Below are 21,624 nucleotides of genomic sequence, written 5' to 3' on the forward strand. Positions count from 1 at the left end.
GAGCAATCATGCGGCGTGACGATGTTGCGCCTCTTCCGCTTGTGCTTCGGCGGGCAGGTTCGGCTCTTCCGGCTTGAATTCCCCCGGCACACGCATGCGCGATGTCATCAACGCATAGAGCGATTCGCCGGCCGGCCCGAACAACTGCGTCATGACGCGCAGCAGGACGCCCGATTCGTGCCACGCCTTGAAGCGCCGATGGCACGTCTGATACGACGGATATTTGCGCGGCAGCGTGGACCATGACGCCCCGCTGTACATGACCCAGAGCACACCGTTGAGCACGGCGCGGGTATTGGCGAGCGGCCGGCCCCGCAACTCCGAACGCGGACGCAGTTCGGGAAGCAGCGGTGCAACCATCTGCCATTCTTCGTCGGACATGTCGCGATAGGGCTTCACGGTAGTTTCTCCAATTTACTGACTGATAACCGGTATCGACGATACCGAGTACCCGAAAGCCAGCAAATCGGAGTGGTCCGAATCTTGAAATTGCTCGCAAAACCTTATGCCGATTGGCCTACCGCAGATTTTTGATACTCGTATTAGGTCAGCGAAATATCGGTGACGCGGCGCGGCGCCTCCAGATATTCCTTCGACTGCATCTCGACGATACGCGACACCGTGCGCGTGAACTCGTTGGCCATCGGCCCTTCGACGTACAGTTCTTCCGCGGGCACGGCCGCCGACATCAGCAGCTTGACCTTGTGGTCGTAGAACACGTCGATGAGCCAGGTGAAGCGGCGCGCTTCCGATGCCATGCGCGGCGTCATTTGCGGCACGTCCGACAAGATGACCGCGTGAAAGCGGTTCGCCAGTTCGAGATAGTCGTTCTGCGAGCGCGGGCCGCCGCATAGCGTCGCAAAGTCGAACCAAACGACACCGTCGGCTTTGCGCAATGCCTTGATCTCGCGCTTCTCGATGTGCAGGATCGGGCTTTCGTCGGGCACGGCCGCGAGTTTCGCGAAATCCGCACGCAACGCCTCGCTCGCCGACGCACCAAGCGGCGTGTGATACGCCTTCACCGTCGAGAGCGTTTGCCTGCGGTAATCGGTGCCGGCATCGACGTTGAGCACGTCGAGATGCTCTTTGATGAGCTCGATCGCGGGCAGAAGACGATCGCGATGCAGCCCTTCCGGATACAGCGTGTCGGGCTGGTAATTGGACGTCATCACGAACTGCACGCCGGCCTTGAAAAGACGGTCGAGCAGGCGATACAGGATCATCGCGTCGGCGATATCGGAGACGTGAAACTCGTCGAAACAGATCAGCCGATAACGCTTCGCGATGCGTTTGGCGAGTTCGTCCAGCGGATCCGACTGCCCTTTCAGCTCCTCCAGCTCGCGATGCACCTCGCGCATGAATTCGTGAAAATGCAGACGCGTCTTGCGCTGCACCGGCACGACCGCATAGAAGCTGTCCATCAGGAAGCTCTTGCCGCGCCCGACGCCGCCCCACATGTAGACGCCGCGCGGCAACTCGGGACGCACGAGAAACTTCTTGAGCGCGTTCGAGCGGCGCGCCTTGTACGCGACCCACTCTTCATAGCACTGTTGAAGACGCGCGACCGCCGCGAGCTGCGCCTCGTCCGATTGATAACCCCGCGTGCGCAGTTCGTTTTCGTAGTATTCGGTGACGTTCATCTTCGGCCGTTCGATGTGACAAAGGCGAGCGGATCAACCCGCTCGCCTTTGTTGTGCTGCCTTACTGCCAAGGCAAACGGTATTACATGTTCAACGCGCGCTTGTCGACGGCGAGCGCCGCTTCGCGCATCACTTCAGACAGCGACGGATGCGGATGGCAGATGCGGCCGATATCTTCCGACGCCGCCTTGAACTCCATCGCCACGACCGCTTCCGCGATCAGATCCGACGCGTCCGCAGCAATGACGTGCACGCCGAGGATTTCGTCGGTCTTCGCGTCCGCGATCATCTTGACGAAGCCTTCGGCACGGCCGATGCCGAGCGCGCGGCCGTTAGCCATCATCGGGAACTGGCCGGTCTTGATCTCGCGGCCTTCGGCCTTGAGCTGCTGCTCGGTCTTGCCGACCCACGCGATTTCCGGTTCCGTGTAGATGACCCACGGCACGCAGTTGTAATCGATGTGCGGCTTCTGACCGTCGATGATCTCCGCCACCGCCACGCCTTCGTCTTCCGCCTTGTGCGCGAGCATCGGGCCGCGCACCACGTCGCCGATCGCGTACACGCCCGGCACGCTCGTCGCGCAATGATCGTCCACGTCGATGAAACCGCGCTCGTTCGCCTTCAGGCCGATGCTTTCCAGACCGAGGTTATCGGTGTTCGGCACGCGGCCGATCGACACGATCAAACGATCCGCTTCCAGCGTCTGCGCGTTGCCTGCGTTGTCCGTGTAAGCGATCGAAACGCCGTTGGCGCTCGTCTTCACTTCGCCGATCTTGACGCCGAGGTGAATGTCGAGACCCTGCTTCTTGAACTGCTTCGCGGCTTCCTTCGCGAGCGACTCGTCCGCCGCGCCGAGGAATTGCGGCAGCGCTTCGAGCACGGTCACTTCCGCGCCGAGACGACGCCACACCGAGCCGAGCTCCAGACCGACCACGCCCGCGCCGATCACGGCGAGCTTCTTCGGCACGGAATCGAACGACAGCGCGCCTTCGTTGTCGGCGATCAGCTTGTTGTCGACCGGAATGTTCGGCAGATGGCGCGCCTTCGAACCCGTCGCGATGATCACGTTCTTCGCCGTGACGACTTCCGTCTCGCCTTCGCCCGACACTTCGATCTGCACGCCGGCCGCGTTCTTCCCGGTGAACTTGCCATGACCCTTGAGCCACGTGATCTTGTTCTTGCGGAACAGGAACTCGATGCCCTTCGTCATCTTTTCGACGATGCCGTCTTTGCGCGCGAGCATCTTCGACACATCGAGCTTCACGTCCGACACGCTGATACCGTGATCGGCCAGATGCTTCGACGCATTCTCGAATTCTTCCGACGACGCCAGCAGCGCCTTCGACGGAATGCAGCCTACATTCAGGCACGTGCCGCCGAGCTTCAATGCGCCTGCCGGGTTCTTCCACTTCTCGATACACGCAACCGACTTGCCGAGCTGCGCTGCGCGAATCGCCGCGATATAGCCGCCAGGGCCCGCGCCGATCACGACGACATCAAATTCTTTGGACATGACTTTCCTTGGTGTGTCTCCGCTTTTGCGGAGCAGCCTCTTGCGATGCGCGCGAGCCTATCGCGCGCATCGAGGCAACTAAGCTTGTATTACAGGTCCAGCAGCAGACGAGCCGGATCTTCCAGCGCGTCCTTCATCGCGACCAGCGACAGCACGGCTTCGCGGCCGTCGATGATGCGGTGGTCGTACGACAGCGCGAGGTAGTTCATCGGACGGATCACGATCTGGCCGTTTTCGACGACCGCGCGTTCCTTCGTCGCGTGCACGCCGAGAATCGCGGATTGCGGCGGGTTGATGATCGGCGTCGAGAGCATCGAGCCGAACACGCCGCCGTTCGAGATCGAGAACGTGCCGCCGGTCATTTCCTCGATCGACAGCTTGCCGTCCTTCGCCTTCTGGCCGAATTCGGCGATCTTCTTCTCGATGTCGGCGAGGCTCATCTGATCCGCATTGCGCAGGATCGGCACGACGAGACCGCGCGGCGAACCGACCGCGATACCGATGTCGAAGTAGCCGTGATAGACGATGTCGTTACCGTCGATCGATGCGTTCACGAGCGGGAACTTCTTCAGCGCGTGGACGGCGGCCTTCACGAAGAACGACATGAAGCCGAGCTTCACGCCGTGTTCCTTCTCGAAGCGGTCCTTGTACTTGTTGCGCAGATCCATGACCGGCGCCATGTTGACTTCGTTGAACGTCGTCAGGATGGCGTTGGTTTGCTGCGATTCGAGCAGACGTTCGGCGATACGCGCACGCAGACGCGACATCGGCACGCGCTGTTCCGGGCGGTCCTTCAGCCACTGATCGGCCGATGCCGGTGCGCTGACTTGCGGCAGCGACGGCTTCGCGGCGCGCGCGGCGGCCGGAGCCGGTGCGGCAGCGGGCTTGGCCGGTGCGGCAGCCGGTGCGCCGGCTTGAGCGGCGAGCGCGTCGCCCTTCGTGATGCGGCCGTCGCGGCCCGAGCCCGACACCTGATCCGCCGACACGCCCTTCTCGGCCAAGATCTTCGTCGCGGCCGGCGATGCGGCGCCGCCCGCCGATGCTTGCGCAGCAGCCGGAGCCGACGTGGCAGCGGCGGTTTCCGCGACCGGCGCGGGCTTCACTTCGGCGTCGCCGGCAGCGGCGACGGCGGCAGGCGCTTCGCCCGCTTTCGCTTCGGTGTCGATCTTGGCGATGAGTTCGTCGGCGGTGACGATATCGCCGTCGTGCTTGATGACTTGCGCCAGCACGCCGGCCGACGGAGCCGGCACTTCGAGCACGACCTTGTCGGTCTCGATTTCGATGAGGATTTCGTCCTGGGCGACAGCCTCACCCGGCTTCTTCTTCCACTGCAGCATGGTCGCTTCCGAGACCGACTCGGAAAGCTGGGGAACCTTGACTTCTACGATAGCCATTTCTGTATTTTCCTGATGCGTGTCTGTGTGTACGAGCAGCGAAACCGGGGAACGTCCGTTCGCCCGGTTTCGATCAAGCAATGCTTACTTCGCGATGACCTGCGCGCCCTTGAGGCGGCCGAACGCGCCTTCCACGAGCACCTTCTGCTGCTCGTAGTGCTTCGCGTAGTAGCCGACCGCCGGCGATGCCGATGCAGGACGGCCGCTGTAGGCCAGCTTCATGCCTTCGCGCATGCCTTCGCGCAGATGGTGCTCGACGTAGAACCAGGCGCCCTGGTTCTGCGGCTCGTCCTGCACCCACACGACTTCGGTCGCGTTCTCGTACTTCTTGAGTTCCGCGTCGAACTGCTTGTGCGCGAACGGGTACAGCTGCTCGATACGCACGATCGCGACATCGTTGCTCTTCGCTTCGCGGCGATGCGCGATGAGGTCGTAATAGACACGGCCCGAGCACACGATCACGCGCTTGACCTTCTTCGCCTCGATGGCTTCGTCCGTTTCGCCGATGACCGGCTGGAACGAGCCCTTCGCCAGTTCCGACAGATCGGACACGGCTTCCTTGTGACGCAGCAGCGACTTCGGCGTGAAGATGATGAGCGGCTTGCGGAACAGGCGGATCATCTGACGGCGCAGCAGGTGGAAAACCTGCGCCGGCGTCGTCGGCTGGACCACTTGCATGTTGTGATCCGCGCACAGTTGCAGGAAACGCTCAATACGCGCCGACGAGTGCTCCGGACCCTGACCTTCGTAGCCGTGCGGGAGCATCATCGTGAGACCGGAGACACGGCCCCACTTCACTTCGCCCGACGAGATGAACTGGTCGATCACGACCTGCGCGCCGTTCACGAAGTCGCCGAACTGCGCTTCCCACGCGACGAACGTGTTCGGTTCAGCGGTCGAATAACCGTACTCGAAACCGAGCACCGCTTCTTCCGACAGCACCGAGTCGATCACCGTGAACTTGGCCTGGCCTTCCGCGATGTTCTGCAGCGGAATGTACGTGCCGTCGTTCCAGCGCTCGCGGTTCTGATCGTGCAGAACGGCGTGGCGGTGCGTGAACGTGCCGCGGCCCGAGTCCTGGCCCGTCAGACGCACGGCATAGCCCGATGCGACCAGCGATGCGAACGCGAGGTGCTCGCCCATGCCCCAGTCGAGCTTGGCTTCGCCGAGACCCATCGCGCGGCGGTCGTTGATGACGCGCTCGACGAGCGGGTGAACCTTGAAGTTTTCCGGAATGGTCGTGATGCGCTCGGCCAGACGCTTGAGTTCCGCGAGCGGCACCGCCGTGTCGGCCGCGTCGGTCCACTTGCGGTTCAGGAACGGCACCCAGTCGACCGCGTACTTGCTCTTGTAGTTCGAGAGCACCGGATCGATCGTGTGATGGCCTTCGTCCATCGCCTGACGATATTCCTTGACGAAGTTGTCCGCTTCCTCGGCCGTGATGACGCCCTGTTGCACCAGCTTTTCGGCGTAGACGGCGCGCGTGCCCGGATGCTTCGCAATCGTCTTGTACATCAGCGGCTGCGTGACCGCCGGCGTGTCCTGCTCGTTGTGACCGAGCTTGCGGAAGCAGATGATGTCGACGACCACGTCCTTGTGGAACTTCATGCGGAAGTCGATGGCGAGCTGCGTCGCCAGCACGACGGCTTCGGGATCGTCGCCGTTCACGTGCAGCACCGGCGCCTCGATCATCTTGACGACGTCCGAGCAATACAGCGTCGAGCGCGCATCGCGCGGATCCGACGTCGTGAAGCCGATCTGGTTGTTGATGACGATGTGCAGCGTGCCGTGCGTGCCGTAACCGCGCGTCTGCGCGAGGTTCAACGTTTCCATCACGACGCCCTGGCCCGCGAAGGCCGCGTCGCCGTGCACTTGCACCGGCAGCACTTGCAGGCCTTCTTCGTCGCCGCGACGATCCATACGCGCCTTGGCCGAGCCTTCGACCACCGGATTCACGATTTCGAGGTGCGACGGGTTGAATGCGAGCGACAGGTGAACCGGGCCGCCTTCCGTGGCGACGTCCGACGAGAAGCCCTTGTGGTACTTCACGTCGCCGGCCGGCAGGTCATCGACGTGCTTGCCTTCGAATTCGGCGAAAAGGTCCGCCGGCATCTTGCCGAGCGTATTGACGAGCACGTTCAGACGCCCGCGGTGCGCCATGCCGATGACGATTTCCTGCACGCCGTTCTTGCCCGCGTGACGCACGACTTCGTCCATCGACGCGATGAAGCTCTCGCCGCCTTCCAGTGAGAAGCGCTTCTGGCCGACATACTTGGTGTGCAGGAAACGCTCGAGGCCTTCGGCAGCCGTCAGGCGATTCAGGATGTGCTTCTTCTTGTCGTTCGAGAAATTCGGCGTCGAGCGAATCGACTCGAGCTGCTCCTTCCACCAGCGCTTCTGTTCCGGATCGCTGATGTACATGAACTCGGCGCCGATCGTGCCGCAGTACGTGTCGCGCAGCGCCTTGACGATGTCGCGCAGCGATGCCTGCTCGAAACCGAAGTACAGGTTGTTCGCGTTGAACACCTGATCCATGTCGGCTTCGGTGAAGTCGTAGAAGCCGGGTTCGAGTTCGGGAATGGGGGGACGCTCGCGGCGCTTGAGCGGATCGAGATTGGCCCATTGCGTGCCAAGGAAGCGATACGCGCCGATCAGCGATTGGACGTAGACTTGCTTTCGCGCGGTGGTCAGATCACCGGTGCTTTCGCGCGGCAGAAAGGCGTTCGCCTTCGCGCGCTGAGCGAAAGATTCGACGATGGGGCCGTGAGCCACGTCGTTGTGAGCCGTGCCGTCCGAAGCGGGCACGTTCTGCAACGCGTCGAAGTAGGCGCGCCAGGTCTCGGGCACTGACGCGGGATTATCGAGATATTGCTCGTACAACTCTTCGACGTACGGAGCATTACCGCCGAACAGATAAGAGTTCGACTGGAATTGCTTCATCATTTTACGCTCACCTTTCTTCGAGTTTCTCGAGGAAGTGCGGGTTACGAAACCTTCCGCGCCACGGCCTGACCGTTTAGCGGATTGCGCGAATCAAGTCTGCTTGGAAGGACCTAAAAAGCGACAGCTAATCCGAGAAGCATAGCACAGAACGAATAGTCATATGACGTATCGCCGCATGTGCCCTCGCCTCGTCGTCGCCTCGCCATCCTTTACGCAACAAGGATGTGCGGGCGTTTCTGAGATAAGCAAGGGTGCGTTGCGAGGCATCGAAGAATGACAAAAGCCGCCCGAAGGCGGCCTTTGTTCCGACGTTGCTCACAGATGCATGCGCAGCTTATTCGGCGTTGGCTTCGCGGCTTGCGCGGCGACGCTCGTGTTCCTTCAGATGACGCTTGCGCAGACGAATCGACTGCGGCGTGACTTCGACGAGCTCGTCGTCGTCGATGAACTCGACCGCGTATTCGAGCGAAAGCTGGATCGGCGGAACAAGACGCACGGCTTCGTCAGTGCCCGATGCGCGCACGTTCGTCAGCTGCTTGCCTTTGATCGGATTCACGACCAGGTCGTTGTCGCGGCTGTGAATGCCGATGATCATGCCTTCATAGAGCGCATCGCCCGGCGACACGAACATGCGGCCGCGATCCTGCAGCTTCCACAGCGCATAGGCGACAGCAGCGCCATCGTCCTGCGAGATCAGCACGCCGTTACGGCGCTCGCCGACCGAACCTTCCTTCACCGGCGCGTACGAATCGAAGGTGTGGCTCATCAGGCCCGTGCCGCGCGTGAGCGTCAGGAACTCGCTCTGGAAGCCGATCAGCCCGCGCGCCGAAATCTTGTACTCGAGACGCGTGCGGCCACGGCCATCCGAGGTCATGTCGAGCATTTCCCCCTTGCGGCGGCCGAGCTCTTCCATCACGCCGCCCTGATGCTGGTCTTCGATATCGACCGTCAGGTTTTCATACGGCTCGCACTTCACGCCGTCGATTTCCTGCAGCACCACGCGCGGACGCGACACGGCCAACTCGTAACCTTCACGGCGCATGTTCTCGACGAGAATCGTCAGATGCAGTTCGCCGCGGCCCGACACTTCGAACGTCGTTTCGTCGCCGGTGTCTTTCACGCGCAGCGCGACGTTGTGATTCAGTTCCTTCGTCAGACGATCGCGGATCTGGCGGCTCGTCACGAACTTGCCTTCCTTGCCTGCGAGCGGCGACGAGTTCACGAGGAAGTTCATCGTGAGCGTCGGCTCGTCAACGGTGATCATCGGCAGCGCTTCGGGATTGTCCGGCGAGCAGATGGTCACGCCGATGCCGATTTCCTCGATACCGTTGATGAGCACGATATCGCCGGCCTGCGCCTCTTCCACCTGCACGCGCTCGAGGCCGTGGAACGACAGCACCTGATTGATCTTGCGATTCAGGATCGCGCCGTCCGGACCCGAGCGCACGGCGACCTGCATGCCCGGGCGGATACGGCCACGCGCGACACGGCCCACGCCGATACGGCCGACGTACGAGTTGTAGTCGAGCGACGTGATCTGAAGCTGCAAAGGACCGTCCGGATCGGCCGGACGCACGGGAACGTGTTCGAGAATGGCTTCGAACAGCGGGCGCATCGTGCCTTCGCGGACATCGGGTTCGAGGCCGGCGAAGCCGTTGAGACCCGACGCGTAGACGATCGGGAAGTCGAGCTGCTCTTCGGTCGCGCCGAGCTTGTCGAACAGATCGAAGGTCTGGTTGATCACCCAGTCGATACGCGCGCCCGGGCGGTCCACCTTGTTGACGACGACGATCGGCTTCAGGCCGAGCGCGAGCGCCTTCTTCGTGACGAAGCGCGTTTGCGGCATCGGGCCTTCGACGGCGTCGACGAGCAGCAGCACGGAGTCGACCATCGACAGCACGCGCTCCACTTCACCGCCGAAGTCCGCGTGTCCCGGCGTATCGACGATGTTGATGTGCGTGCCTTCGTATTCGACGGCGCAGTTCTTCGCCAGGATCGTGATGCCACGTTCCTTTTCGATGTCGTTCGAGTCCATGACCCGCTCGGCGACCTGTTGGTTTTCCCGGAAGGTGCCCGACTGGCGGAGCAACTGGTCGACGAGCGTGGTCTTGCCGTGGTCGACGTGGGCAATGATGGCGATATTGCGGAGGGCGCGAGTCATAGAAAGTGTCTTGGTTGTGCGCCGTAAGAGCGAGTCCCTTCTGTTGCGAGACTCCGTGGCTCGGCAAGCCCCCTCTGGAAAGCGTCATGCAAGCATGACTACGCGGGCCCGGCGCGGTGAGAACCGAAGAGTATAGCACGCACGGATGTCTAAACCTGGCAATAGGACTCAACCCGTAAATCGGGCCAGCAACCGCCGCATGTCCGCGGCGTCGGGTCGCGACGAACCGCAGGCCGGGCGCGGGCGGATTGTTAAGCATATTCAGAAAAGATCCTTGCACGCCGCGAAACGCCTCCCTATAATCCTGCCTAGTCAACTATTGCAATCGCACAAATATTCTTATGAGCGACGCTCCGAAATCCGCGGCGATCGGCGACTACGTGCTCGCCGAGAGCGTCGGCTATCTGATCAGCCGGGTCCGCTCGACCATGTGGAACATGGTCACGCAACACACGACGTCCGAACTGGGCATCACGAGCACGCAGGCAAGCATCCTGTTCATGCTGGCGGTCGGCAAATGCCTGACGGCGGCGGATATTGCCCGCGAATACGGCATCGATGCGAGCGCGGTCACGCGTCTCATCGACAGACTGGAAAAGCGCGGCCTGCTTTCGCGCGTGCGCAGCGAGGAAGACCGGCGCGTCGTGCGCCTCGCGCTGACGGACGAAGGTCACGCGACGGCCGAAAAGATTCCTGCCATCTTCACGCGCGTACTGGACAACCTGCTCGCCGGTTTCACGCCGGAGGAAGTCGGCTTCCTCAAAAGCATGCTGCGGCGGATTCTCGCGAACTCGTGCGATCCATCCGTCGCGCCACTGCTGGGCGGCAACGATAAGCCTGGTACGTCATTGCGATGACAAGCAAATTCGTCATCGCAACCCTACAAAAAGATTGCAACGTCCACCTTTAATTTGCATCTCGAGAGACGAGATATGAACCAGCACTTCCTGTCCGCTATGCGCGGCGAAAGCCGTGCGAAGCGCGCCGTCGCCGCCGCGGTGGCCGCGCTTGCGCTCGCCGGCTGCGCGAACTATTCGGGCATTTCGAGCGACAAGCAGATCGCCGCGCCGGAAAACTTCGAGGCCACGCAAAGCGTGCCGGGCCAAGGCGGCCAATGGCCCACGCTCGACTGGGCGAAGCAGTTCGGCGATCCGCAACTGCCGCAACTGATCGACGAAGCGCTCGCCGACAATCCGAGCATCGCGCAGGCGCAAGCGCGCATCGCGAAGGCGTCGTCGTATATCGAGACGTCGCGCTCGGCGCTTTATCCGAAGGTCACCGGCTCGTATTCGTGGACGCGCGAACTCTATTCCGCCAACGCCCTCTTCCCGCCGCCTTATGGCGGGACGTGGTTCAGCGAGAACAACGTGCTCGCGAGCGCGTCGTGGGAACTGGATCTGTGGGGCAAGAACCGCTCGCGCCTCAACATGGCGGTATCGCAGCAGAAAGCCGCCGAAGCCGACATGCAGCAGGCGCGCGTGACGCTTGCGGCGTCGGTCGCGCGCACGTACAACCAGCTCGCGCTGCTCTACGCGCTGCGTGACGTCGCGCAACGCGAAATCGCGAACCGTCAGGACGTCGGACGCATCACGAACGGGCGCGTCGCGGCCGGGCTCGACACCAACGTCGAGCGCCGAACGGCGGAAGGCAACGTCGCGACCAGCCAGACGAACTCGACGGAACTCGACGGCCAGATCGAAACCGTCCGCTATCAGCTCGCGGCGCTGCTCGGCAAAGGCCCGGATCGCGGCCTCAAGATCGCGAAACCCGTGATCGACCCGAACGTCAACGTGACGCTGCCCGACAACGTGCCCGCCGATCTCGTCGCGCGCCGCCCGGATATCGTCGCCGCGCGCTGGCAGGTCGAAGCCGCGACCCACAACATCAAGGAAGCGAAGGCCGAGTTCTTCCCGGACATCAACCTCGCGGCGGCCTTCGGTTTCGACGCGTTCGGCTGGAGCCGCTTCCTGCAGGCGAGCAGCCGCCAGATCCAGGCCGGTCCGGCGATCCATCTGCCGATCTTCGACGCCGGCGCCTTGCGCGCGCAGTTGAAAGGCCGTTACGCGGACTTCGAAGGCGACGTCGCGAACTACAACCAGACGCTCATCAACGCGATGAACGATGTCGCGACCAACATCTCCGCAATCCGCTCGCTCGACAAGCAAATGGCCGACGCCCAGCGCGCGCTCGCGGCGGCGTCGAGCGCGTATCAGCTCGCCGTGATCCGCTACAAGGCCGGCCTGTCGCCGCAATTGCAGGTGCTCAACGCCGACGAAAACCGCCTCGCCAACGAGCAGACCGTGACGAATCTGCGCCTGAAGCGCACCGATCTGCAGATCGCGCTGATCAAGTCGCTCGGCGGCGGATTCGACGCGACGAGCAGCAATCTCGCGATCGGCGGCAGCGGACAAAGTCAGACGACGACGCAGGCGGCCAATCAGGCCACGCCGTCGAACTAAGCGCCCACAAGAACACGCATCGGACCAAAAACGGAATTTTCGGAGTCTTTCATGAGCGACCCTCAACAAAACGCAGCCGCGGCCGCCGCGCCCGCGCCGAAACAGAGCAACGGCAAACGCCGAGCGCTGATGACGCTGATCGTGCTCGTCATCATCATCGCGGCTATCGCGTACGGGCTGTACTACTTCCTCGTCGCGCGCTTCCACGAAGCCACCGACGACGCCTACGTGAATGGCAACGTCGTGCAGATCACGCCGCAGGTCGTGGGCACGGTGATCTCGGTGAACGCCGACGACACGCAGACCGTGAAGATAGGCGATCCGCTCGTCGCGCTCGATCCGGCCGACTCCAAGGTCGCGCTCGATCAGGCCGAGGCAAATCTCGCGCAGACTGTGCGCCAGGTACGCACGTTCTTCGTCAACAACAACCAGTACGAAGCGCAGATCGCGTTGCGCCGGTCCGATCTGTCGCGCGCGCAGGACGATTTGAAGCGCCGCATGCAGGTCGCGCAGACGGGTGCGGTCTCGCAGGAAGAAATCTCGCACGCCCGCGACGCGGTGCGCAGCGCGCAGGCCGCGCTCGACGCCGCCGAGCAGGAGCTCGCGTCGAACCGTTCGCTCACGGCCAACACGACGATCGCCGATCACCCGAACGTGCTCGCCGCCGCCGCGAAGGTCCGCGATTCCTACATCAACTACGCGCGCAACACGCTGCCCGCGCCGGTCACGGGCTATGTCGCCAAGCGCTCGGTGCAAGTCGGCCAGCGCGTGTCGCCGGGCAATCCGCTGATGGCGATCGTGCCGCTCAACGCCGTGTGGGTCGATGCGAACTTCAAGGAAGTGCAGCTCAAGCACATGCGGATCGGCCAGCCGGTCGAGCTGACGGCCGATCTGTACGGTTCGGGCGTCGTGTATCACGGCAAGGTGGTCGGTTTCTCGGCCGGCACGGGCTCGGCTTTCTCGCTGCTGCCCGCGCAGAACGCGACCGGCAACTGGATCAAGGTCGTGCAGCGCCTGCCGGTGCGCATCCAGCTCGATCCGAAGGAACTGGAAGCGCATCCGCTGCGTATCGGCCTGTCGATGAACGTCGACGTCACCATCAAGGACGAGCAAGGCGGCCAGCTCGGCAACGCGCAGAACACGGTCTACCAGACGAATGTGTTCGACAACTACGGCGCGCAGGCCGATCAGGAAATCGCGCGCATCATCCAGCAGAACGCGGGTACGGGTGCGGGCGCAGGGTCGTCGGCGCAGAGCGCGTCGCCGGCGCACGGGCGCGCGACGAAGTCCGCGTCGGCCGCCAAGCTGATGTAAGCGGACTCGCCACATGTCTTCGCAAAACGTCGTACATCCGCCGCTGTCGGGCGGAAAGCTCGTCATCGGGACGATCGCCGTATCGCTCGCGGTGTTCATGAACGTGCTCGACACGTCGATCGCGAACGTCTCGATTCCGTCGATCTCCGGCGATCTCGGCGTGTCGTCGGATCAGGGCACGTGGGTCATTACGTCGTTCGCGGTCGCCAACGCGATCTCGGTGCCGTTGACCGGCTGGCTCACGCAGCGTCTCGGGCAGGTGCGGCTCTTTCTCGGCTCGATCATCCTGTTCGTGATCGCGTCGTGGCTCTGCGGTCTCGCGCCGACGCTCCCCTTCCTGCTCGCCGCGCGCGTATTCCAGGGCGCCGTCGCCGGCCCGATGATCCCGCTGTCGCAAACGCTGCTGCTCGCGAGCTATCCGCGCGAAAAAGCGCCGATGGCGCTATCGATGTGGTCGATGACCACGCTGATCGCGCCGGTCGCGGGGCCGGTCCTCGGCGGATGGATCTCGGACAACATCTCGTGGCCGTGGATCTTCTACGTGAACATTCCGGTCGGCATCGCGGCGGCGCTCGCTACGTTCGCGATCTTCCGCGACCGCGATTCCGCGATCCGCAAGGCGCCGATCGACACGGTCGGGCTCGGGCTGCTCGTCGTCTGGGTCGGCTCGCTGCAGATCATGCTCGACAAAGGCAAGGATCTCGACTGGTTCAACTCGACGACGATCGTCGTGCTCGCGCTCATCGCCGTGATCGCGTTCGCGTTCTTCATCGTGTGGGAGCTGACGGCGGAGCATCCGGTCGTGGATTTGTCGCTCTTCGAGCTGCGCAACTTCACCGGCGGAACGATCGCGCTGTCGATCGGATACGGGCTCTACTTCGGCAATCTCGTTCTGCTCCCGCTGTGGCTGCAGACGGATATCGGCTACACGGCGACGAACGCCGGTCTCGTGATGGCGCCCGTCGGCGTGTTCGCGATCCTGCTTTCTCCGATCACCGGCAAATTCCTGCCGCGCACCGATCCGCGTTACATCGCGACCGCCGCGTTCCTCGTCTTCGCGCTGTGTTTCTGGATGCGTTCACGCTACACGACCGGCGTCGACACTTGGGCGCTCACGATACCGACGCTGATTCAGGGCATCGGCATGGCGGGCTTCTTCATTCCGCTCGTGTCGATCACGCTGTCGGGCTTGCCGGGACATCGAATTCCGGCGGCGTCGGGGCTGTCGAACTTCGTGCGGATCATGTGCGGCGGCATCGGCACGTCGATCTTCTCGACGGCGTGGGAGCATCGTTCGATCGTGCATCACGCGCAACTCGTCGAAAGCGCCAATTCGTACAACCCGGTGTTCGCGAATTCGATGCAGCAGATGGGCGCGCTCGGCCTGACGCACGAGCAGACCGTCGGCCTCTATAACAGCATGGCGACGCAGCAGGCCGCGCAGCTCGGCGTGAACGACATGTTCTATATTTCGGCGGGGATTTTCGTCGCGCTGATCGTGCTGATCTGGATCACGCGGCCCGAGCGTTCGGGCGGTGGAGATTCGGCGGCGGCGGCATCGGCGGCGCACTGATCGCCTGACTGCTTCCAAAAGAACAGAGCCCGGTCGACATCGACCGGGCTCTTTTTCATTGCGCCGTGACGATGAGCCGTTCCGGCGCGAGCACACCCTCGCCCGCGCGCGCCACGCCCAGCAGACGGCCGCCTTCTTGCGCATAAACGCGCACGCGGCCTGCTTCGAGACGCGTTTTCACGACGTCCGCGAGCTTCAGACGTTGACCGTGCAGGAAGCGCTGCGTCGCTTCGTCGTTCAACTGAACCGCGGGAAACGTGGATAGCAGTGCATCGACGGGCTGAAGCCGCTCGTCGCGCTCCGCTTCGCTCAGGCTCGCGAGGTGATCGAGCGTGACCGCGTGTTCGAGCGTCAGCGCGCCAACACCGGTGCGCCGCAACGCCGTCAGATGCGCGCCGCAGCCGAGCGCTTCGCCGATGTCCTCGGCCAGCGTCCGTACGTAAGTGCCCTTGCTGCACGTCACGCGAAACGTCACGAGAGGCAGCGCGCACGCGATCAACTGCAGCGCGTGAATCGTCACTTGCCTGCCCTCACGCTCGACCGTCTGACCGGCGCGCGCGTATTCGTAGAGCGGCTTGCCGTCGCGCTTGAGCGCCGAGTACATCGGCGGGACTTGCACGATTTCGCCGATGAACCGCGTCATCGCTTCGACGACGGCAGCTTCGTCGCACGTCACGTCGCGGGTATCCACCGCCTCGCCTTCGGCATCGCCGGTCGTCGTGCGGATACCGAGGCGCATCGTCGCTTCGTAGGTCTTGTCGGCATCGAGCAGGTCTTGCGAGAACTTCGTCGCTTCGCCGAAGCACAACGGCAGCAGACCGGTTGCGAGCGGATCGAGCGTACCCGTGTGGCCCGCCTTCTTCGCCAGATAAATCCGCTTTGCCTTGATGAGCGCATCGTTGCTCGACAGCCCGAGCGGCTTGTCCAGCAAGAGCACGCCATCGAGCGCGCGACGGGGAATCTTCGGACCGCCCTTCACTCACGCACCTTCTTCGTCATCTTTTGCGCGCGTCGCGTTTGCCTCGTCGATCAGGCGCGACATCTCGACGGCCTTCTCGATCGTCTGGTCATAGTGGAAATGCAGCGTCGGCACCGTGTGGATGTGCAGGCGCTTGAACAGCATATTGTGCAGATGTCCCGCCGCATGATTGAGCCCTTCCTGCGTCTGCTTCGGATCGCCCGTCAGCGTCGTGAAGTAGACCTTCGCGTGCGCGTAGTCAGGCGTGAGCTCGACGCTCTGAATCGTCACGAGTCCGACGCGCGGGTCTTTCACCTCGCGCATCAGTTCCGAAAGATCGCGCTGGATCTGATCCGCAATCTGCACGTTGCGGTTCGCGGATGTCCGTTTTTTAGCCATGATTTCGTTTCCGTATTCTTGTCGCGCCGCCTGAAGCAAAAAGGGCGGAGCGAGCCGCAAGGCTCACCCCGCCCTTTTTTCAGCGGCTAGCGCATTACAGCGTGCGAGCCACTTCCGTCACTTCGAAGACTTCGAACTGATCGCCTTCGACGATATCGCTGAAGTTCTTGATCGACATACCGCACTCGAAGCCCTGACGCACTTCCTTGACGTCGTCCTTGAAGCGCTTGAGCGAATCGAGCTCGCCGGTGTGAATCACGACGTTGTTGCGGATCACGCGCACCGACGAGGAACGCTTGACCACGCCGTCCGTGACCATACAACCCGCGATCAGGCCGACCTTCGGCACGCGGATGACCTGGCGCACCTCGACCATGCCCGTCACCGTTTCGCGCTTCTCCGGCGCGAGCATGCCGGACATCGCCGCCTTCACCTCATCCACTGCGTCATAGATGATGTTGTAGTAGCGGATGTCGATGCCGTTCGCCTCGGCCACCTTGCGCGCCTGAGCATCCGCACGCGTGTTGAAGCCGATGATGACCGCCTTCGATGCCGTCGCCAGGTTGACGTCCGATTCGCTGATCGCGCCGACCGCGCTGTGCACGATCTGCACGCGCACCTCGTTGGTCGACAGCTTCTGCAGCGACTGGACCAGCGCTTCCTGTGAGCCCTGCACGTCGGCCTTGACGATGAGCGGCAGGTTCTGCACTTCGCCTTCGCCCATCTGCTCGAGCATGTTCTCGAGCTTGGCGGCCTGTTGCTTCGCAAGCTTGACGTCGCGGAACTTGCCCTGACGGAACAGCGCGATTTCGCGCGCCTTGCGCTCGTCCGGCAGCACGATGACTTCCTCGCCCGCCGCCGGCACTTCCGACAGACCCTGGATTTCCACCGGGATCGACGGACCCGCCGTCTTCGTCGGCTTGCCGGTTTCGTCGAGCATGGCTCGCACGCGACCGTAGGCGCTGCCCGCGAGAACCACGTCGCCGCGGTTCAGCGTGCCCGACTGCACCAGAATGGTCGCGACCGGGCCCTTGCCCTTGTCCAGCTTCGCTTCGATGACGAGACCCTTCGCAGCGGCTTCCACCGGCGCGGTGAGTTCCAGCACTTCGGCTTGCAGCGACACGTTTTCGAGCAGATCGTCGATGCCCCGGCCGGTCTTCGCCGACACTTCGATGAACGGCGAATCGCCGCCGTACTCTTCCGGCACCACGCCTTCCGCGACGAGTTCCTGCTTCACGCGGTCGGGGTTCGCTTCCGGCTTGTCGATCTTGTTGATCGCAACGACGATCGGCACGCCGCCCGCCTTCGCGTGAGCGATCGCTTCCTTCGTCTGCGGCATCACGCCGTCGTCGGCTGCGACCACCAGAATGACGATGTCGGTCGCTTTCGCGCCGCGCGCACGCATGGCCGTGAAGGCCTCGTGACCCGGCGTGTCGAGGAAGGTGATGACGCCGCGCGGCGTATCGACGTGATATGCGCCGATATGCTGCGTGATGCCGCCCGCTTCGCCCGCCGCCACTTTCGCGCGACGGATGTAGTCCAGCAGCGAGGTCTTGCCGTGGTCGACGTGACCCATGACGGTGACAACCGGCGGACGCGGCAGCTTCTCTGCCGTTTCCTCGGTGGTTTCGCCTTCGATCAACAACGCTTCCGGGTCGTCCAGCTTCGCCGCGACCGCGCGATGGCCCAGTTCCTCGACGACGATCATCGCCGTTTCCTGGTCCAGCACCTGGTTGATCGTGACCATCTGGCCGAGCTTCATCATCACCTTGATGACTTCCGAAGCCTTCACCGACATCTTGTGCGCGAGGTCCGCGACGGAAATGGTTTCCGGCACGTGCACTTCACGGACGATCGGCTCGGTCGGCGCCTGGAATGACGTCTGTTCCTGATGCTTGCCGCGACCCTTCGGACCGCCGCGCCAGCCGCGATCGACACCACCGCTCGAATCGCCACGCGTCTTCATGCCGCGACGCTTCGATGCGTCGTCTTGCTGCCAGCCGCCCTTGCCAGCCTTCTTCTTGTCGCCGGCGCCTGCGGGAGCCGTCGATGCGGGTGCCGGCGCGCCTGCAGCCGGCTTCTTCGCCGCTGCGGGACGTGCCGCCTGCGCGCCTTCCGGCTTCGCGGGCTTGTGCAGCGTGCCCTTCGCTTCGGCGGCCTTCGCCGCTTCGGCGGGCTTCGGTGCAGGCGCGGGTTCCGGCGCCTTTACTTGCGCCTTGCGCGGGGTGTTCATCATTTCGCGGATCGCGCGGGCTTCGGCTTCCGCCGCCGCACGGCGCTTCGCGATGGCTTCCTGCTCGAGGCGAGCCTTTTCGGCCTTCGCCTTCGCGTCTTCTTCCGCCTTCTTCGCGGCTTCACGCTGCGCGGCACGCTCGCTCGCAGCCTTCTCTTCCGCTGCCTTTTCGGCGGCTTCGCGCTGCGCGGTGTCGTCCTGCTTCGGTTCCGGCTTCGCTTCGACGGCCGGTTGCGTGCGCGCTTCCTGACGCGCAGCCTGCGCCGCACGCGAGATTTCGGCAGCCTGAGCCGCAGCCGCCGCGCGGCGCGCCGCTTCCTCTTCCTGCTTCTTGCGCTCGGCTTCCGCCGCTTCCTCGCGAGCGCGGCGCTCGGCTTCTTCGCGCTCCAGCTTCGCCTGCTGTTCCTTCAGCTCGCGCTCTTCGCGCTCGAGCTGCTCGGCGGCACGGCGCGCTTCTTCCTCGCGACGCTGCAGTTCGGCTTCGTCGACTTCCGGCTCTTCGACGTGATTCGGCGCGGCCTCGGCCTGCTCCACACCGGTTTCGTCGCGTTTCACGAAAACACGCTTCTTGCGCACCTCGACCTGAATGGTGCGAGCTTTACCCGTTGCGTCGGATTGCTTGATTTCCGACGTATGCCGGCGGGTCAAAGTGATCTTGCGCTTGTCGGCGTCGGCGGAACCGTGCGACTTGCGCAAATGATCGAGCAGACGCGCCTTGTCCGTCTCGGACAGATCGTCGTTCGCGCTCGCTTTCTGGACGCCAGCCGCCTGCAACTGCTCGAGCAGGACGCCCGCAGGCATTTTGAGTTCCGCGGCAAATTGGGCTACGTTGTTACTCGCCATTCATTCCTCTTGATGCAAGGACCAATCCTTGCGGTTAGATCGGGGTCACGCGGCCAGACAGGCCGCCAAATATCAGTGCGCCATGGTCATTTCTCACTGGAACCAGTGTTCACGTGCTTTCATGATCAACGCCTTAGCGGCATCCTCTTGCATTCCGGTCATTTCGACCAGTTCATCTACTGCCAGCTCCGCGAGATCGTCGCGGGTCTGAATCTGGTGCTCGGCGAGCTTTGCGAGAAGCTCGTTGTCCATGCCGTCGAGGCTCTTCAAATCGAGGGCGACACCTTCCACCTTCTCTTCGTTGGCGATCGCCATCGTGAGGAGCGCGTCGCGCGAGCGATTGCGCAGCTCGTGCACGGTGTCTTCGTCGAACGCTTCGATTTCGAGCATTTCGTTGAGCGGCACGTAGGCGATTTCTTCGAGACTCGTGAAGCCTTCGTCGATCAGGATGTCGGCGACTTCCTCGTCCACATCCAGACGCGCCATGAAGAGGTCGCGCAACTTGCCACGCTCTTCGTTCTGCTTCAGCGCGGACTCGTCCGGCGTCATGATATTGATTTGCCAGCCGGTGAGTTCGCTTGCGAGCCTCACGTTCTGGCCGGCGCGGCCGATGGCGACGGCGAGCTCGTTTTCGTCCACGACGACGTCCATCGAATGCTTTTCTTCATCGACGACGATCGACTGGACGGCTGCCGGCGCGAGAGCGCCGATCACGAACTGCGCGGGATCTTCCGACCATAGCACGATGTCGACGTTCTCGCCACCGAGCTCGTTACGCACGGCCTGCACGCGAGAACCGCGGATGCCGACGCAAGTGCCGATAGGATCGATCCGCTTGTCGTAGGCGATCACGCCGATTTTCGCACGCACGCCGGGATCGCGCGCGGCGGCCTTGATTTCCAGCAGACCTTGCTCGATTTCCGGCACTTCGAGTTCGAACAGCTTCATCAGGAACTCGGGCGCGGTGCGCGAGAGTTCGATCTGCGGGCCGCGCGCGGTGCGATCGACCTTCGCGATGTACGCGCGCACGCGGTCGCCCACGCGCAGGTTTTCCTTCGGAATCAGCTGGTCGCGGCGCAGCAGCGCTTCGACACGGCCCGACTCGACAATGAAATTACCCTTGTCCAGGCGCTTCACCGAGCCGGTCATGATCTTTTCGCCGCGCTCGAGGAAGTCGTTCAGAATCTGTTCGCGCTCGGCGTCGCGCACCTTCTGCAGGATCACCTGCTTGGCGGCCTGCGCGCCGATACGGCCGAATTCGATCGACGGAATCGGCTCCTCGATGAATTCGTCAACCTGCGCGTCGGGCTTTTGCTCCTTCGCTTCGAACAGCAGGATTTCCTGATCCGGCTCTTGCAGGCCGGCCTCGTCCGGCACGACGCGCCAGCGGCGGAAAGTCTCGTGTTCGCCGCTCTCACGGTCGATGGCGACACGAATATCCACGTCTTCCTCGAAGAGCTTCTTCGTTGCCGAAGCAAGCGCAGCTTCCAGCGCTGCGTACACGACGTCCTTGTTGACGTTCTTTTCGCGTGCCAGCGCATCCGCCAGCATCAATACTTCGCGACTCATTGTTTGCGGCTCCTAAAGTCAACCTTGGGGACGAGACGTGCCTTATCGAGGTCCGCGAGCGTGAAACCGAGCATCGCAGCGCCGTCCTTCCCTTCAAATTCCAATCCGATCGTTTCGCCGTCAGGGGCGTGCAGGATGCCGCGGAACGACTTGCGCCCGTCCAGCGGCTTCTTCAATGTAATGGCGACTTCGCTCCCCGCGAAGCGCTCGAAATCCGCCAGTTTCTTGAGCGGGCGGTCGAGCCCCGGCGACGATACTTCGAGCCGGTCGTAGTCGATGTTCTCGACTTCAAACAAATATTGGAGCTGACGGGTGACCTTCTCGCAGTCTTCGATCGCGATACCAGCCGGCTGGTCGATGTAGACACGCAGCATGCCGCCTCCCGAACGCTCGAGATCGACAAGCTCGTAGCCAAGGCTCGAGACCGTGGTTTCAATCAATTCCGTCAGTTGCACAGTAACTCCAAGGTGTTCGCGCGCTCCACGCCGAAACACCTGCGGGCGAGCGCCTTCATGCGGGCGCGCACCCCTGCTCCCGAGATGCCGAACCGAATAGCCAAAAAAAAATGGGCGCAACGCCCACATTTTTCAACCGAGGTCGCACTCAGGGCAGCGAAAGAAAACTA

The 21,624-nt window shown here is 62.9% G+C and carries 15 protein-coding genes; 4 read left to right on the forward strand and 11 right to left on the reverse strand.

Annotated features, from left to right (window positions below; genetic code table 11):
* Positions 1-6: 6 nt before the first annotated feature.
* The 6 genes from NCR93_RS08225 to typA form a co-directional block, all read right to left on the reverse strand.
* Positions 7-399, reverse strand: a complete 393-nt coding sequence (locus NCR93_RS08225; RefSeq protein ID WP_008349245.1) for a transposase — start codon at positions 397-399, stop codon at positions 7-9.
* Between the two features lie 143 nt (positions 400-542).
* On the reverse strand, positions 543-1,640 hold the full coding sequence (gene zapE, locus NCR93_RS08230; RefSeq protein WP_034473201.1) for a cell division protein ZapE: 1,098 nt from the start codon (positions 1,638-1,640) through the stop codon (positions 543-545).
* 82 nt (positions 1,641-1,722) lie between these two features.
* Positions 1,723-3,153 (reverse strand): dihydrolipoyl dehydrogenase, encoded by a 1,431-nt coding sequence (gene lpdA / locus NCR93_RS08235; protein WP_250532198.1) that lies wholly within the window; start codon positions 3,151-3,153, stop codon positions 1,723-1,725.
* Positions 3,154-3,242: 89 nt separating this feature from the next.
* Complete coding sequence (gene odhB, locus NCR93_RS08240; protein ID WP_008349242.1) at positions 3,243-4,547, reverse strand: 2-oxoglutarate dehydrogenase complex dihydrolipoyllysine-residue succinyltransferase; 1,305 nt, start codon at positions 4,545-4,547, stop codon at positions 3,243-3,245.
* Positions 4,548-4,631: 84 nt separating this feature from the next.
* Positions 4,632-7,490 carry a 2-oxoglutarate dehydrogenase E1 component gene (locus tag NCR93_RS08245; RefSeq protein WP_008349241.1) on the reverse strand — a complete coding sequence of 953 codons (2,859 nt, stop codon included), beginning with the start codon at positions 7,488-7,490 and terminating at the stop codon, positions 4,632-4,634.
* A 334-nt stretch (positions 7,491-7,824) separates the two neighbouring features.
* Complete coding sequence (typA, locus tag NCR93_RS08250; protein ID WP_008349240.1) at positions 7,825-9,651, reverse strand: translational GTPase TypA; 1,827 nt, start codon at positions 9,649-9,651, stop codon at positions 7,825-7,827.
* A gap of 341 nt (positions 9,652-9,992) precedes the next feature.
* Here typA and NCR93_RS08255 point away from each other — a divergent pair, with 341 nt between their 5' ends.
* The 4 genes from NCR93_RS08255 to NCR93_RS08270 all read left to right on the forward strand — a co-directional run bounded on the left by NCR93_RS08255 (position 9,993) and on the right by NCR93_RS08270 (position 14,997).
* On the forward strand, positions 9,993-10,508 hold the full coding sequence (locus tag NCR93_RS08255; protein WP_008349239.1) for a MarR family winged helix-turn-helix transcriptional regulator: 516 nt from the start codon (positions 9,993-9,995) through the stop codon (positions 10,506-10,508).
* 75 nt (positions 10,509-10,583) lie between these two features.
* The gene (locus NCR93_RS08260; RefSeq protein WP_175982296.1) at positions 10,584-12,110 is read left to right on the forward strand and encodes an efflux transporter outer membrane subunit; all 1,527 of its coding nucleotides are present in this window, start codon (positions 10,584-10,586) and stop codon (positions 12,108-12,110) included.
* A gap of 51 nt (positions 12,111-12,161) precedes the next feature.
* Complete coding sequence (locus NCR93_RS08265; RefSeq protein ID WP_008349236.1) at positions 12,162-13,424, forward strand: HlyD family secretion protein; 1,263 nt, start codon at positions 12,162-12,164, stop codon at positions 13,422-13,424.
* 13 nt (positions 13,425-13,437) lie between these two features.
* Positions 13,438-14,997: a DHA2 family efflux MFS transporter permease subunit gene (locus NCR93_RS08270; RefSeq protein WP_034473204.1), complete on the forward strand. Its 1,560-nt coding sequence runs from the start codon at positions 13,438-13,440 to the stop codon at positions 14,995-14,997.
* 55 nt (positions 14,998-15,052) lie between these two features.
* On the opposite strand, the gene truB is transcribed toward NCR93_RS08270, so the two are convergent.
* The 5 genes from truB to rimP all read right to left on the reverse strand — a co-directional run bounded on the left by truB (position 15,053) and on the right by rimP (position 21,454).
* Positions 15,053-15,976, reverse strand: coding sequence for a tRNA pseudouridine(55) synthase TruB (truB, locus tag NCR93_RS08275; RefSeq protein WP_175982297.1), 924 nt, complete (start codon positions 15,974-15,976; stop codon positions 15,053-15,055).
* Positions 15,977-16,354, reverse strand: a complete 378-nt coding sequence (gene rbfA, locus NCR93_RS08280) for a 30S ribosome-binding factor RbfA (protein ID WP_008349233.1) — start codon at positions 16,352-16,354, stop codon at positions 15,977-15,979. It lies immediately after the preceding gene.
* A gap of 94 nt (positions 16,355-16,448) precedes the next feature.
* Positions 16,449-19,430: a translation initiation factor IF-2 gene (infB, locus tag NCR93_RS08285; RefSeq protein WP_033536385.1), complete on the reverse strand. Its 2,982-nt coding sequence runs from the start codon at positions 19,428-19,430 to the stop codon at positions 16,449-16,451.
* 93 nt (positions 19,431-19,523) lie between these two features.
* Entirely contained in the window at positions 19,524-20,999 is a 1,476-nt protein-coding gene (nusA, locus tag NCR93_RS08290) for a transcription termination factor NusA (protein WP_008349231.1), read from the reverse strand.
* Positions 20,996-21,454 (reverse strand): ribosome maturation factor RimP, encoded by a 459-nt coding sequence (gene rimP / locus NCR93_RS08295; protein WP_175982298.1) that lies wholly within the window; start codon positions 21,452-21,454, stop codon positions 20,996-20,998. The genes nusA and rimP overlap by 4 nt, the downstream gene beginning before the upstream one ends.
* Positions 21,455-21,624: the final 170 nt, after the last annotated feature.

This window comes from Caballeronia sp. ATUFL_F1_KS39 (genome assembly GCF_023630985.1).
Classification (GTDB): domain Bacteria; phylum Pseudomonadota; class Gammaproteobacteria; order Burkholderiales; family Burkholderiaceae; genus Caballeronia; species Caballeronia zhejiangensis.

Coding starts and splice junctions, on each gene's coding strand:
- NCR93_RS08245 (WP_008349241.1), bottom strand. CDS start 7,490: ATGATGAAGCAATTCCAGTCGAACTCTTATCTGTTCGGCGGTAATGCT.
- odhB (WP_008349242.1), bottom strand. CDS start 4,547: ATGGCTATCGTAGAAGTCAAGGTTCCCCAGCTTTCCGAGTCGGTCTCG.
- NCR93_RS08260 (WP_175982296.1), top strand. CDS start 10,584: ATGAACCAGCACTTCCTGTCCGCTATGCGCGGCGAAAGCCGTGCGAAG.
- zapE (WP_034473201.1), bottom strand. CDS start 1,640: ATGAACGTCACCGAATACTACGAAAACGAACTGCGCACGCGGGGTTAT.
- nusA (WP_008349231.1), bottom strand. CDS start 20,999: ATGAGTCGCGAAGTATTGATGCTGGCGGATGCGCTGGCACGCGAAAAG.
- typA (WP_008349240.1), bottom strand. CDS start 9,651: ATGACTCGCGCCCTCCGCAATATCGCCATCATTGCCCACGTCGACCAC.
- NCR93_RS08265 (WP_008349236.1), top strand. CDS start 12,162: ATGAGCGACCCTCAACAAAACGCAGCCGCGGCCGCCGCGCCCGCGCCG.
- rbfA (WP_008349233.1), bottom strand. CDS start 16,354: ATGGCTAAAAAACGGACATCCGCGAACCGCAACGTGCAGATTGCGGAT.
- NCR93_RS08270 (WP_034473204.1), top strand. CDS start 13,438: ATGTCTTCGCAAAACGTCGTACATCCGCCGCTGTCGGGCGGAAAGCTC.
- NCR93_RS08255 (WP_008349239.1), top strand. CDS start 9,993: ATGAGCGACGCTCCGAAATCCGCGGCGATCGGCGACTACGTGCTCGCC.
- lpdA (WP_250532198.1), bottom strand. CDS start 3,153: ATGTCCAAAGAATTTGATGTCGTCGTGATCGGCGCGGGCCCTGGCGGC.
- infB (WP_033536385.1), bottom strand. CDS start 19,430: ATGGCGAGTAACAACGTAGCCCAATTTGCCGCGGAACTCAAAATGCCT.